13 protein-coding genes, 1 tRNA gene and 1 other annotated feature are annotated in these 14191 nt (G+C 38.3%); of the genes, 8 read left to right on the top strand and 6 right to left on the bottom strand.

All coding sequences use genetic code 11. The features are described from left to right. Nucleotides 1-50 precede the first annotated feature (50 nt). Genes HMPREF3182_RS07250 through HMPREF3182_RS07240 form a run of 3 tightly spaced genes read right to left on the bottom strand, consistent with a single transcriptional unit; the run spans nucleotide 51 to nucleotide 2767 of the window. A complete protein-coding gene (locus HMPREF3182_RS07250) occupies nucleotides 51-800 on the bottom strand; it encodes an aminotransferase class IV (protein ID WP_007391858.1) in 750 nt (249 codons plus the stop codon). Next, nucleotides 784-2169, bottom strand: a complete 1386-nt coding sequence (gene pabB, locus HMPREF3182_RS07245; protein ID WP_062486598.1) for an aminodeoxychorismate synthase component I — start codon at nucleotides 2167-2169, stop codon at nucleotides 784-786. The genes HMPREF3182_RS07250 and pabB overlap by 17 nt, the downstream gene beginning before the upstream one ends. Then, a complete protein-coding gene (locus tag HMPREF3182_RS07240; RefSeq protein WP_062486595.1) occupies nucleotides 2162-2767 on the bottom strand; it encodes an anthranilate synthase component II in 606 nt (201 codons plus the stop codon). Before HMPREF3182_RS07240 ends, pabB begins: the two co-directional genes overlap by 8 nt. Before the next feature lie 443 nt (nucleotides 2768-3210). On the opposite strand from HMPREF3182_RS07240, the gene HMPREF3182_RS07235 reads away from it, so the two are divergent. Both HMPREF3182_RS07235 and HMPREF3182_RS07230 read left to right on the top strand, forming a co-directional pair. Further along, nucleotides 3211-3284 (top strand) — tRNA-Gly (locus tag HMPREF3182_RS07235). Between the two features lie 81 nt (nucleotides 3285-3365). After that, a complete protein-coding gene (locus HMPREF3182_RS07230; protein WP_007391861.1) occupies nucleotides 3366-4532 on the top strand; it encodes an iron-containing alcohol dehydrogenase in 1167 nt (388 codons plus the stop codon). A 39-nt stretch (nucleotides 4533-4571) separates the two neighbouring features. Here the strand turns inward: HMPREF3182_RS07230 and ybaK are convergent, their stop codons facing one another. Continuing rightward, nucleotides 4572-5084: a Cys-tRNA(Pro) deacylase gene (ybaK, locus tag HMPREF3182_RS07225; RefSeq protein WP_007391864.1), complete on the bottom strand. Its 513-nt coding sequence runs from the start codon at nucleotides 5082-5084 to the stop codon at nucleotides 4572-4574. A gap of 104 nt (nucleotides 5085-5188) precedes the next feature. Between ybaK and HMPREF3182_RS07220 the strand changes: the two genes are divergently transcribed. Then, on the top strand, nucleotides 5189-5953 hold the full coding sequence (locus tag HMPREF3182_RS07220) for a carbon-nitrogen family hydrolase (RefSeq protein ID WP_062486592.1): 765 nt from the start codon (nucleotides 5189-5191) through the stop codon (nucleotides 5951-5953). Nucleotides 5954-6046: 93 nt separating this feature from the next. Here the strand turns inward: HMPREF3182_RS07220 and gdhA are convergent, their stop codons facing one another. Together gdhA and rpmB are read right to left on the bottom strand one after the other, a co-directional pair. Beyond that, nucleotides 6047-7396: an NADP-specific glutamate dehydrogenase gene (gdhA, locus tag HMPREF3182_RS07215; RefSeq protein ID WP_007391865.1), complete on the bottom strand. Its 1350-nt coding sequence runs from the start codon at nucleotides 7394-7396 to the stop codon at nucleotides 6047-6049. A gap of 612 nt (nucleotides 7397-8008) precedes the next feature. Continuing rightward, nucleotides 8009-8200, bottom strand: a complete 192-nt coding sequence (rpmB, locus tag HMPREF3182_RS07210; protein ID WP_036257655.1) for a 50S ribosomal protein L28 — start codon at nucleotides 8198-8200, stop codon at nucleotides 8009-8011. 142 nt (nucleotides 8201-8342) lie between these two features. Between rpmB and recG the strand changes: the two genes are divergently transcribed. The 5 genes from recG to serC all read left to right on the top strand — a co-directional run bounded on the left by recG (nucleotide 8343) and on the right by serC (nucleotide 14178). Further along, a complete protein-coding gene (gene recG, locus HMPREF3182_RS07205; RefSeq protein ID WP_062486589.1) occupies nucleotides 8343-10385 on the top strand; it encodes an ATP-dependent DNA helicase RecG in 2043 nt (680 codons plus the stop codon). A gap of 126 nt (nucleotides 10386-10511) precedes the next feature. After that, a complete protein-coding gene (gene pyrF / locus HMPREF3182_RS07200) occupies nucleotides 10512-11225 on the top strand; it encodes an orotidine-5'-phosphate decarboxylase (RefSeq protein ID WP_062486588.1) in 714 nt (237 codons plus the stop codon). A 6-nt stretch (nucleotides 11226-11231) separates the two neighbouring features. Further along, complete coding sequence (pyrE, locus tag HMPREF3182_RS07195; protein WP_007392678.1) at nucleotides 11232-11819, top strand: orotate phosphoribosyltransferase; 588 nt, start codon at nucleotides 11232-11234, stop codon at nucleotides 11817-11819. 16 nt (nucleotides 11820-11835) lie between these two features. Then, complete coding sequence (locus tag HMPREF3182_RS07190) at nucleotides 11836-12783, top strand: hypothetical protein (RefSeq protein ID WP_007392658.1); 948 nt, start codon at nucleotides 11836-11838, stop codon at nucleotides 12781-12783. 91 nt (nucleotides 12784-12874) lie between these two features. Beyond that, nucleotides 12875-13069 (top strand) — a binding site (T-box leader). 35 nt (nucleotides 13070-13104) lie between these two features. Continuing rightward, nucleotides 13105-14178, top strand: coding sequence for a 3-phosphoserine/phosphohydroxythreonine transaminase (serC, locus tag HMPREF3182_RS07185; RefSeq protein WP_007392650.1), 1074 nt, complete (start codon nucleotides 13105-13107; stop codon nucleotides 14176-14178). Nucleotides 14179-14191: the final 13 nt, after the last annotated feature.

The raw sequence follows: 14191 nt of genomic DNA, 5'->3' as shown, positions 1-14191 counted from the left end.
TTACTGGTTTGTCCAGTAAAGAGGGTACATATCAATTACGAGTAGCTTTTTTAGTAGGAGCGTTTATAAAGGAATGGCTTAGTACAGTCGATGAGGTATTTTTGTCTAATGTGGGTGGTGTATTGATTGAGATGTGGAAAGGTATAGGTGCCACAGCTGGTAACACCGATGATACCTAAGACGGAATTGGTCATAAAACATTCGTCAAATTGGGTGATATCATTAGGTGATATCAGGCATTCTTGAGCAGAAAAGGTATCTGTTATATAGGCCCGGACGATACCCGGTAAGAGTCCGCAAGATAGGGAAGGAGTATAAAGCGTTTGATTTTTGATGAAAAAAATATTGGTAGTAGCTCCTTCGGCAATATATCCCTTTGTGTTTAGAAATAGGGGTTCATCAAAACCGTTTTGGTGTGCTTTTCGTTTTTCTAAGATGGAATCACCATAATTAGCGGTTTTATGAAAGGTAAAGGGAGATGTTTCGTTACGACAAGTGGAAGCGTATGTTACAGAAAATCCTTTTTTGTATATTTCTTCTGTATACGTATTGGGACGATGGGTAAAACAAATATTGTTGGATGAAATTAATAATTTTACTATTTTATTACCTTGTTGCAGATGACAATAGGCGGTGAGATCCGTTGCGATAGAGGGGGGCAAGGGCAGATTAAAATAGGCGATACTAGCAGATAAGCGTTGGATATGAGCTTCAAGCCAATATGGCTGACCATCTTTTACCGGTAATGTTTCAAATACAGCGAGTCCATATTGACACGCTTCATCATAATTTATTTTCATGATATCCTCCTTGTAAAACCCGTTGAAGGGCAAGGGCTTTTTGCCATGTTTCTTCATATTCCGCAGCAGGATCGGATTCGGCGGTAATGCCACCACCGACACCTATTTGATAGATTCCGTTGTGGTGGACGGCGGTACGAATGACAATATTTAGATCACAATCGCCGTTTAAGGAAATATAACCGATGGAACCGGTGTATATGCCACGTTTGGTTGGTTCTAATTCAGCAATGATTTCCATAGCCCGTTGTTTGGGCGCACCTGTGATGGAGCCGCCGGGAAATAGTACCGGAAGTATATCTATGGCAGTTGTATGGGGCAGGAGTTTACCTTGAATGGTAGCAACTAATTGAAATACCGTTGCATAGGCTTCGATTTGGTAGAGCGAAGGAACGGTTATCGTTCCTGTTTGGCAAATGCGAGATAAATCGTTTCGTTCTAAATCGACAATCATGAGCAGTTCGCTTTTATCTTTTGTCGAATGTTTCAATGCTTGGTAATAGGCTATATCTTTTTGAGGCTGGTTACTTCGTGGACGTGTGCCTTTGATTGGTCGCGTTTCGATTGTTCCGTGTGAAATTTTAATAAACCGTTCCATGGAAGCACTAATTATTTGACAGTGGGGGTAGTTTAGATATGCCCCAAATGGAGCAGGATTAGATTTCCGTAAGGCAGTGAAGAAAGCATAAGGTGATTGATTACTTTGGAAGGTGAGCATTTGCGTAAAATTTATCACATAAATATGACCGTCTAATATATAGGAATTAATTTTTTTTAGGTTCTTTGTGTATTCTTCTTCAGGCATATAGGACAGTAGTTTAGCCGTGGTTGGCGAGGGAGTGACGGAAAGAGGCGAGGCGTGAGCTAATCGTTTTTGTATTTCCGTCATCATGGAATGCATTAATTTCTCGGCTGGTTGGGTATGTCCGCCTGCAATAAAGGTAACCGTATGATCGAGATGATCTTCAATGATAAAAAAATCATAAAATATCCATGTCATTTCGGCACCCGGAAAATTAGTGGGACGGGGATCCTTTAGGTGAAAAATAGATTGACCGTAATCGTAAGAAATATAACCGATAGCACCATTTAGGAGTGGTAATGACGTGTTGTTTTCTTGGTGATGGGTATGGAGGTATTCTTTTAGAAATATTTCGGGCGTGCATGGGTGTAGCGTTCCATTGATTAGGCATCCCTTTGGATGAGATTCTACAATTATATGTGGAACGAGTCCGATAATGGAAAAACGGCCTAACTTATTTTTTAAGGATGAATCAAGAAAGGAAACGTTTTTTTCGTAATGAAAGAGGTGAAATAATTTGGTGGCAGAAGCTGCAAATGGAGATTTTTTTATTATATAATTAGACATAGTAATCACCTTCGTGAGAAGAAGTATAGGCATGGGCTAAAATACAGAAGTGTTGTAATAGTTCGTGTCCATATTCAGTTAATAATGCCTCTGGATGAAATTGAACTCCCCATAGTGGTAATGTTTTATGGCTTAGTCCCATGAGGACACCATCGGTGGAAAAGGCATCGCAACGATAGGTACGGGGCAATGTGTTAGCTTGTACTATCAGCGAGTGATAGCGGGTTACGTGAAAGGTGGGGGGGAGATGCATAAATAATCCTGTGCCATGGTGCGTAATAGGGGTTATTTTTCCGTGCATGGGACGTTTTCCGCGTGTAATGGAAGCACCCGCAGCATAAGCGATTAATTGCATACCTAAACAAATCCCCAGGATAGGAATTTTCCCTTTGTAGGCAGTGAGTATGTGAAATGATTCGATAGCGTCTTTGGGATGTTTGGGACCAGGTGAGATAATGATTCCTTGTGGTTGTAAGGTGTTGATGATAGCATCTGAAAGTTGATCGCAAGGATATACGGATACATTATAATGTAGACTTTTAATGTAGTCGGCAATGGTATATACAAAAGAATCGTGATTATCAATGATAAGAAACATAATATACTCCTAAAAAAGGATAACGACTGTGCTTTGCAGCATATTCAGTCGTTATCCTTGCGGCTCGTAAACTGGATAATAATATCATTATATTTGCATGTATGAATAGTATAGCATATAGTCAAAAAATAGACAATTTATGTTAGTGAGAGAAAGAGAAAATAAAAATGGGGTGAGGTGACGATAGGCGTTATTTTATGGTAAAATAGTATTAGTAAATATAGGAATAATATAGGATTTTTATATATGAATAGGTGTATATATTAGAGCATTTGAAATGGGAAGAAGATGTATACAGCATAGACGGTTATATGTCATAAAATTTGTAAGGGAAATGATTTCTGCAAGAGATATCTTAGGGGATTTAGAAATTTTTCTTTACAAGGGAATTGATTTTTTGTTATAATGAGCAAGTAATATTTAAAATTTATTATATTGTTCATGCGGATGTAATTCAGTGGTAGAATGTGAGCTTCCCAAGCTTAAAACGAGGGTTCGATCCCCTTCATCCGCTCCAGATGCTGAATACCATTTTTCCTAAAGGAAAAATGGTATTTTTTATTTTTTTAGGTGGTATAGTTGTGAAAGGGAGGTATATATGTTAGGAAATTTTACGTATCAAAATCCAACGACCTTATATTTTGGCGAGGATGCATTAACCGATTTAAGAAAAGAATTGGATAAGTATGGTGAAAGGGTACAGCTTATTTATGGTGGGGGTTCAATTAAGCAAAATGGTATTTATGATGCTGTAATTTCACTTTTACAAGAGGCAGGAAAAGTGATTATTGAAGATGCCGGGGTGATGCCTAATCCTACGGTAGAAAAAGTACGAGAAGGGTGCCGCTTAGCAAGGGAAGAGAAGGTAGATTTATTATTAGCTGTTGGTGGCGGCTCTACCTGTGATTATGCTAAGGCTGTTTCGGTAGGAGCCCATAGTGAAACGGATGTTTGGGATACGTATTTTAAGCATATGCGGCGATTAAAACATATGCCTCTTCCAGTAGGATGTGTCTTGACTATGGTGGGAACGGGGTCTGAAATGAATGGAGGTTCTGTCCTTACTAATACCGAAGAAAAACGAAAAATTGCACGTGTATTTGATACACGCGTATTTCCGAAATTTGCTATTTTAAATCCGGCTTTTACATTTTCGGTACCAGTGTATCAAATGGTAGCAGGATGTTATGATATTATGTCACATATTATGGAACAATATTTTTCTGGTACAGATGATAATGTAACGGATTATATTGCTGAAGGGATGATGCGTTCGCTTATTCATAGTTCGCGTATTGCTGTGGCAGATCCCTTAAATTATGAAGCAAGAAGTAATATTATGTGGTTAGCTACATGGGCATTAAATACGTTTTTGGCCAAGGGAAAAAGGCAAGATTGGATGGTGCATATGATGGGACAATCTATTGGTGCGTATACGAATGCTACACATGGTATGACGTTAGCGGTTGTATCCCTACCTTATTATCGGTATATTTTGCAAGCGGGACTACCTAAATTTGAGCGGTTTGCTAAATATGTTTGGCAGGTTCCAGCTGAAGGCAAGACTGCACTAGAAATAGCAAATAAAGGATTAGATTGTTTGCAAGAATGGATGGAAGGGATTGGTCTTGTTTTGCATGCTCGGGAACTGGGTGTGACGGAGGATAGCATTGAAAACATTGCAGAAGGTACGTTTATTATGCAAGGGGGGTACAAAGTATTAACGAAGGAAGATATTATTGCTATTTTAAAAGAAAGTTTATAAATATTGTCGTATATGGTGCTGTTAGGGATGAAAAAGAAGTTAGCGAATGCGACTGGTTGTTAAGGTTACGTCTTTTAGGAGTAAATCGACAAAGGGGGCAGGGATTAGTGTGCTTAAATCTTGTGGAGCAAGGATAATTTGAAGTCCTCGTTGCCCCGCACTGATGCTGATTACGGTTTGCTCTCGGGCAGAAATATCAAGGTAAGTAGGAAATTGCTTTTTCATACCTAAGGGGGAGCAACCACCTCGAATATAGCCAGTTATGTGTAATAAGTCTTTGACGTGTAGTAGTTCTACTGATTTATTACCACTGACGTGGGCGGCTTTTTTTAAATCTAATTCTTTGTGACAGGGAATACAAAAGACGACTGGGCCTGTTGTTTTTCCCTGGGCAACTAAGGTTTTAAATACACAGTCAACGGGGAGTCCAACGGCTTCCGCTGCATGGATGCCCGAAAGATCTTCTTCTGTATAGGTATATGATTTAGTTGTGTAGGAAATTTTTTTTGTATCTAATAAGCGCATGGCATTTGTTTTTTTGTGTTTGCTCATAAGGATCCCTCTTTTTTTATGATGTCTTTGCTACTATAACAAGATTAGGGAGCTTTTTCAAGGGACCATGGTTTTATTTTGCGGAGAACAAAAGGAGAATATTTATGAAAGTTGCAGGTATACAATGGAATGTACGATTAGGGGATTGTGAATATAATTATGCTATGGCTGAAAAATATATTATTAAAGCAGCAAAGCAGGGAAATGAGGTGCTGGTATTACCTGAACTGTGGAATACGGGTTTTTTTCCTAAAAATATTTATGATATAGCCGATGAAAAGGGGAATTATACGCAAGCGTTTTTACAGCGGTTAGCGACGACGTTAGGGGTACATATCATAGGTGGTTCCGTAGCTGTACGCGAGCAAAAGCGATTGTATAATCGATTATATACGGTAACTCGTACGGGTGAAATTGTTTGTACTTATGATAAAGTGCATTTATTTACACGGGGACATGAAGATGAATATTTTTCTGCTGGCTTTAGGTGTGGTAGATGGCAGTTAGATGGAATTTCTATGGGGGCGATTCTTTGCTATGATTTGCGTTTTGGGGGATGGATACAAAAAGTAATGAATGAACCTTGTGATGTTTTATTTGTTTCTGCTGCTTGGCCTACGAAACGAGGGATGCATTGGGATTTATTGAATCGTGCACGGGCGATTGAACATCAATGTTATGTAGTGGCTGTCAATACGTGTGGTTCTATTTTGTATGGACATTCTCAAGTGATAGATCCATGGGGTAATATTTTAGTTCAAGCAGGTATAGAGGACGAGATTATTGAAGGTGAAATAAAACCAGAAACGGTTGTAGAAATACGGAATAAGATTCCTGTACAAGCTGATATACGCAAAGATTTATATTAGGTAAGTAATAAAATATGACGGTGAAGCAATGTGCTTCACCGTCATAGGTGTGTATGAATGGTCATCTTGTATATGGTTGCAAGGGTATTACAATTAGAATACGCCTTGTGCAATCATAGCATCTGCAATGCGTTCAAAACCTGCAATATTAGCTCCAGCTACGAGGTTATATCCTAATCCGTTACGAGCAGCAGCGTCTTTGCTGTTTTTGTAAATTGTATTCATGATGTGTTGTAATTTTTGATCGACTTCTTCTTCTGTCCAAACTAGGCGTTCGCTGTTTTGGCTCATTTCTAAAGCAGATACGGCAACGCCACCAGCATTTACGGCTTTAGCCGGAGCTACGATCATATCTTTTTGTTCTAACAAGTAATTTAAAGCGTCATTAGTAGTTGGCATGTTTGCTACTTCGATATAATAACGAACTTTATTAGCGGCAATTTGTTTTGCTTGTTCCATATGTACATCGTTTTGCATAGCTGAAGGCATTACAATATCAGCTTTGCGTCCCCAAGGTTTTTCGCCAGGGAAGAATTCTACGCCGAATTTATCTGCATAATCTTTTACGCAGTTGCGACCGCTACTACGCATTTCTAATAAGTATTCTACTTTTTCATCGGTACTTACGCCATCGGGATCATAAATATAGCCATCAGGACCAGATAAGGTAATTACTTTAGCACCCAATTCTTTTGCTTTTTTGCAAAGTCCCCAAGTTACATTACCAAAGCCGGAGGCAGCAATAGTTTTACCTTTAATATCTTGACCATCGTCTTTTAATACGTTGAGTAAATAATAAATTGCACCATAACCAGTTGCTTCAGGGCGAATTAATGAACCACCGTAACTAAAGCCTTTACCTGTTAATACGCCGTTTTCAAAAGCACCTTTTAAGCGACGATATTCCCCATACAAGTACCCGATTTCACGACCACCGACGCCCATGTCTCCTGCAGGAACGTCAACATCAGGACCAATATAGCGATATAACGCTTGCATATAGCTTTGGCAGAACCGCATGATTTCTGCATCGGATTTGCCTGTGGGATCAAAGTCAGAACCGCCTTTGCCACCGCCGATAGGCAAGCCCGTTAAAGCGTTTTTAAAAATTTGTTCAAACCCGAGGAATTTTATAATTCCAGAATATACGTTCTTTTGGAAACGCAAGCCACCTTTGTATGGTCCAATTGCACCATTAAATTGGAAACGGTAGCCTGTATTGGTATGATAATTACCTTTATCATCTTCCCAAACAACGCGGAAAATAAATTGCCGTTCTGGTTCTACTAAACGCGATAATAAATCATATTTTTCGTATTCAGGATGATTATCCACAACGGTAGATATCGAAGAGAGAACCTCTTCAACGGTTTGCACAAATTCAGGTTCGTTTTGATGTTTTTGACGAACAGCGTTAATTACTTGTTCTACATAATTATTCATAACAATCACCTCGAAAAAATAATTTAGACAGCTTTTGTAATTACAAGTTCATCATAACACAATTTTTGAATAATGCAACAGGTGCAAATATAAAATAATTAATACGCATAGATAAATTTGTTTTGTTTTATTGTATCTGATTAAAAAAAACAAGAAAAACACAAAATAATTTGTTTTATTATAACGCTATGAGATTATTTTTTAAAAAAATAAACACTTACAATTTTGGTATTCAAGATAGGTACATATGATTATTAGGTATGACACCTTGTACATTAATAGTTGTATTCATTTGCAATAGAAGTTGAATAAAAATGTACAGATAAAAATAGGGATTTATTGATATATGAATGAAGGCATGAAGGTATGTTATATTAATAACTATATACAATTATATATGGGGGTATAGCTCAGCTGGGAGAGTGATTGAATGGCATTCGAGATGTCAGCGGTTTGATCCCGCGTATCTCCACCAAAGAATTTGAAATTGAACTATTTATTTTTACGTAGTAATACAAAAGCTATCTTAGGTAAAAGATAGCTTTTGTAGAGAAGAAACCATAGTATATAAAAAGAGATGATTCCTCATGAATCATCTCTTTTTATATACTATTACACATCACGCTGAACTTTGTCGGAACGAAGGCAACGAGTGCAGACATTAACATGTTTCACTTCACCTTCTACCATAGCGCGTACTTTCTGGATATTCGGTTTCCAGGTTCTTTTGGTTTTTAAATGGGAATGGCTGACATTCATCCCGCTCATTTTACCTTTGCCACAAATTTCGCAATAGTTTGCCACTGGTCACACCTCCCTGCACCACTCACAGTACAACATACAAAGTTTATCATAAATAAAGTTCTAAAGCAAGATTTATTTTTTAACTTGTTTTATGGGAATGTGATACAATGAAAATATATATAGATATGAGAGAGGTTTATTTATGAATGATTCATTGTGCCAATTGAAAGGTATTGGAGCAAAAAAACAGGCACTTTTTGCTCGCTTGGGAATTCATACGATACAAGACTTATTACAATATTTCCCGCGTCAATATGAAGATCGGCAACATATTGTACCGATAAGAAGTATAGGACGATGGGGGGATAAAAAAGTACTGGTTTGTGGAGTTATTCAGCAAATTCAAGAAATTCATCCTCGCAAAGGTTTATCTATACTTAAGGTACGTGTTTCTGATGATACGGGAATGGTAGAATTGATATGGTTTAATCAACCGTATAAAAAGAAAAGTCTTTCTTTATTTTCGCAGGTTACGGTTTTTGGTAATGCCACATTATCATATGGGATATGGCAAATGAATAATCCTGAAATAGAACAAGGGTGTTGTGTTTATGAAGCGTTACTTCCGCTGTATGGTTTGACGGAGGGGTTACGGCAGCAGGATATTCGTAAGGCGGTACAGGCAGCTTTGGCATTAGTAAAACAAAGAAATAGTATAGACTCAGAGCCTCAACAAGGGTTTGTGGTCAATCCTTATCGTTGTATGAGTACTTATGAAGCATATGAAAAAATGCATTTCCCAAAAACGATGGAAGTTCAGCAAAAGGCTCGAAAGCAATTAGCTTTTGAAGAGTTGTTTGATTTACAATTAGGACTATTATTGAGAAGACGACATGAACGTATGGTAAAAGGGGTTAAATGTACGGTTAATGGAGCGTTGTTAAAGCAATTTATTTCCTCTCTTTCTTTTACGCTCACGAAGGGTCAGATAAAGGCATTTTTAGATATCCAAGATGATATGGAAGGGGATGTGCCGATGCAACGTCTTATTCAGGGCGATGTAGGGTCGGGAAAAACGGTGGTTGCTGCTTTGGCGTTATTAAAGGTAGTAGAAAATGGATATCAAGGGGTATTGATGGCACCAACAGAAATATTAGCGACACAACACTTTGAAGAGTTTTCACGCCTTTTCCAATCTTTTCCTGTAAAAATTGCGTTGTTGACGGGTAGAATAAATCGTACTCAACGAAAACAATTAGTAGAAGAATTGCAGCAAGGAACTATTCACATTCTTATCGGTACACATGCGTTATTACAGCCTGATGTTATTTTTTCACAATTAGGCTTAGTGGTAACGGATGAGCAGCATCGATTTGGTGTACGGCAACGTGCTATTTTACAAAATAAAGGGAAAGCACCACATGTTTTATTTATGACAGCAACGCCTATTCCTAGAACGTTAGCACTTTCTGTATATGGTGATTTAGATGTATCTTCGATTCGGGAGATGCCACCAGGCAGGCAAATTGTTAAAACCTATGTTATAGGCGAAGCTATGCGGGCACGGATGTATCAATTCATGAAAAAGATAATGATGCAAGGGCAACAATGTTATGTGGTATGTCCGTTAGTAGAAGAATCGGCTCATTTAGATGTACAGGCCGCAACGGCATTATATGAAAAGTTAAGTACGCAGGTTTTTACTGAATTTCGTTGTGCTTTGGTTCACGGGCAGTTAGGCAGTACAGAAAAAGAAGAAATCATGACAGCTTTTCAGCAAGGGAAGATTGATTTGTTAGTGGCCACAAGTGTTATTGAAGTGGGAGTGAATGTACCGAATGCGACGATTATGGTTATTGAAGATGCAGAACGATTTGGCTTGGCCCAATTGCATCAATTGCGCGGTCGTGTTGGTAGAGGTACAGCACAGTCTTATTGTATTCTTTTGGCTAAAGGAAAGAATAAGGAAACACAGCAACGGTTACATTGGATGGAAACGATTCATGATGGATTTGCGTTATCGGAAAAAGATTTGTTATTGCGTGGTGCAGGACGACTATTTGGTTATGTTCAGCATGGGTTACCTGATTTAAAAGTTGCGAATATTTTAGGGGATATTGATATTTTGATAGCAGCAAGAGAAGCGGCAACCTTATATGTGCAAGGTAATATAGATGAAGTTGCGATTATAGAGAAAATTAGCCGTCGCTTTGGTGGGCATTTTACGAGAATATTGAATCATTAAGTTTTGCTTTGGAAAGGAGCTGATTGGTTTTTGTGTTCATTCGTTGACAGTGGGAAGATAGCATGACATAATGAAAAGAATATATGAGAGCATAGGCGATGTGATGTTTTGATGGGAGGCGTATTGATGAGAGATGAGCGAATTATCGTAGCTTTGGATATGCATACGATGGAGGATATGAAGCAGATGGTTACCCAGTTAGGCGATAGCGTATCGTTTTATAAGGTGGGAATGGAGTTATTTTATAGTGTTGGCATTGACGCAATTACTTATTTGAAACAAGCAAATAAGCAGGTGTTTTTGGATTTAAAGTTACATGATATTCCTCATACGGTAGCACAGAGTGTGCGTGCTTTAACGCGGTTAGGCGTTGATTTAGTCACGGTACATGGATTAGGAGGTAGAACGATGTTATCAGCTGCGGTAGAAGCAGCAAAACAAGAAGCGGAGATAAAGGGGGTTAAACGACCGAAGATTTTAGCAGTGACCATTTTGACTAGTATGGATACGAAAGATTGGCAAGAAATAGGCGGTGCTTTTGATGTATCACAAGAAGTAAGCTGTTTGGCTTCAGTTGCCCGGTTGGCAGGAGTTGATGGAATGATATCTTCTCCGCATGAAGCCAAGGTGGTTCGTCAGCAATATGGTTCAGATTTTCTTATTGTTACTCCAGGGATTCGTCCAGCGTTTTCTATGTCACAAGATCAAAAACGTATTGCTACACCAGCACAAGCGTTGCGTAATGGTGCCTCTTATTTGGTTATAGGAAGACCGATTACGGCTGCGATTAATCCTCAAGAGGCAGCAGAAAAAATAATAGAAGAAATACGGGAGGTATAGATATATATGATGACAGAAGAGAATGTTAAAAAATTATTAATTCAGACAAAGGCTATTTTAGAAGGGCATTTTTTATTGACATCGGGATTACATAGTCCTCTTTATGTAGAAAAATTTAATGTGTTACAACATCCCGAATATACAGAAATGTTGTGTAAAGAATTAGCTCGTCGGTTTGCCGATAAGCACGTACAAGTTGTTATCGGGCCTATGACGGGGGGGATTTTATTAGCACATGAAGTGGGAAAAGCATTAGGAACACGGGCTATTTTTACGGAACGAGAAAATGGGGTTATGACGTTACGTAGAGGTTTTCGCATTGCCCCAGGCGAACGGGTTTTGATTGTGGAAGATATTGTGACTACGGGTGGATCTGTACGAGAGGTTGTAGATGTAGTAAAGCAAGCTGCTGGAGAAATTGTAGGTGTAGGTTTATTAGTAGACCGTAGTGGAAATAAAGCTGAATTTGGGGTGCCCCAACAGCAAGTGGAAGCATTATTGCATTTAACCGTACCTACTTATAAACCTGATATGTGTCCGTTATGTAAGGACGGGGTACCGATTACAGAACGTGGCAGTCATCATTTAAAATAAGGGAGGAAATAAAGCAATGGAAAGTGTTATGATCATTCTTCCTTTTGTAGGAGCAGGTTTATTTAGTGCTGTTTTTTCTCGCCTAACAGGTATGAATTTAAGTATGTGCATGATTTTTATCTTTTTGTATATGGGCGCAATTCCAGAGCAAGCGGTGGCGGCATTATTAATGTTTAATGCGTTTACGTATTTTACGACTTATTCACAAAAATATCCGGTACAATTTCAAACATTTACGTTTTTTAAGGGAGCTAAATTTTTGATTCCTATTGTTATTACCTTTGCTTTGGCGTTGGTAAATCCTTTCTTTGGCATTGTGTTTTTTGTCATTGTTTTTTTAGCGGAAATATTTGCAAAAATGTATCAGGCATTACCTGTAAAGGTGCGACCGTCAAGAAATCAAATTATTCGGATGGCTGTTATTGCTTCAATTTTGGCTGTAGTGGGAGTTAGAGTGGTGCATGTTATTCCTACTCAGTATTATTTTGCCGTAGTAGGGATAGTGGTTGTTGGCATAGTTCTTTTGATGTGGTTTGCTGGCGATAGACGCCGGTTTAGTAAATCGTGGGATGCGATATTATATGGCACGGCGTTTTTGACGGGATTAACGGGAATGGAAATTGCAGATTGGTTACAAGCAATGAAACGGACGGAAATAACTGTCTTATCACGGATGTATTCTATGGTTATTAATATTGCTATTATTGTCGCTTTAGTGGCATCATATGGATTTTATAGCTATTTTTCTTTAGCCGCATTGTTTGCTACAATCGGAGCTTCTTTGGGGATTCGTTTTTTTGGTATGTATACGTATAGTGAAAAAGGAGCCTTTTCTTATATCACCATGGGCATTACCTTTGTAGCGGCCTTGGTGTTTATGATTATACAACCGCAACCTAGTGGCTTTGTTGATTTACCCACGGTGACAACGGCTCATTCGATTTGGTCGATTTTACACTTTTAATGACATATGTCATTAAAATATGAGTATATTCTACTTTTTGTTGACAAATTAGATAAGGATATTTATAATAAGTTTAATTTATTGAATAATTAAAATAGTTATGAAAGAGAATAATTTTATTATTCGCTATAGAGAGCTAACGGTGGTGGAAGTTAGTGCGAAGATAAGAGTGTCCGCTCTGGAGCTGCAAATGATGAATTTGACAGGAATCGCCTGTTATAGCGATATCAAGTAGGCTATTATAGCAAGTTGGGTGGCAACGCGGGAATAGATTCTCGTCCCTTTTAGGGATGGGAATCTTTTTTTTGAGGAGGAATAGGGATGAAACGAGTTCATAATTTTAATGCAGGACCATCGGCTATGCCTTTATCTGTACTACAAGAGGTACAAGCAGAATTTCTTGATTATGCAGGTACGGGTATGAGTGTTATTGAAATGAGTCATCGTAGTGATTCGTATCAAACGTTACAAGCTGAAACAGAGACGTTATTACGGGATTTATTGCATATTCCTAAGGACTATCACATTGTTTTTATGCAAGGTGGGGGAAGTATGCAGTTTGTTATGCATGCACTTAATTTTTTGCATTGTCGTGGTGGGTATATTAATACAGGGGTATGGTCTGATAAGGCGATGAAAGCGGCTGCTGCGTTTGGTGAAGTATATGAAGTGGCTTCTACTAAAGCAGAAGGATTTACGCACATTCCGCGGGTATTGCCACAAGCAATAAAAGCACAAACGGATTATATTTATTTGACGTCAAATAATACGATTCATGGAACACAGTGGCAGACATATCCACAAGTTGATATTCCGTTATTTGGTGATTTATCAAGTGATTTCTTAAGTAGACCTATTCCTATTTCTCAATTTGACTTAATATTTGCGGGGGCACAAAAAAATATTGGACCAGCGGGTGTAGTTGTAGGAATTATAAAAGATACGCTTTTAGACAAAGCTAAAAGGGATATTCCTGATATGTTGCGGTATGATACGTATGTTAAACATCATTCGGTATATAATACGCCGCCCGTTTTTTGCATTTATTTTATTTATAAAGTATTGCAGTGGGTACAACAGCAAGGTGGGGTAGAAAAAATAGCACAACGAAATAAAGAAAAAGCAGATATGATTTATGAGGTAATTGATCAAAGCAATGGCTTTTATCGTGGACATGCAGATATACAGTCGCGAAGTGTTATGAATATTACATTCCATTTAGCAACACCGGAATTAGAAAAAATGTTTTTACAAGCATCTCTTCAAAATAATATGATTGGGCTTAAAGGACATCGGTTGTTAGGGGGGTGTCGAGCTTCTTTATATAATGCAGTAACCGAAGAAAGTTGTGCTTCTTTGGCAACCTTTATGAAATCATTTCAGCAAGCACATTAGTGCACGTATAGGA

The sequence above is a fragment of the Megasphaera hutchinsoni genome (assembly GCF_001553405.1).
Taxonomy (GTDB): Bacteria; Bacillota; Negativicutes; order Veillonellales; family Megasphaeraceae; genus Megasphaera; species Megasphaera hutchinsoni.
This window is presented reverse-complemented; position numbering and strand designations above follow the sequence as displayed.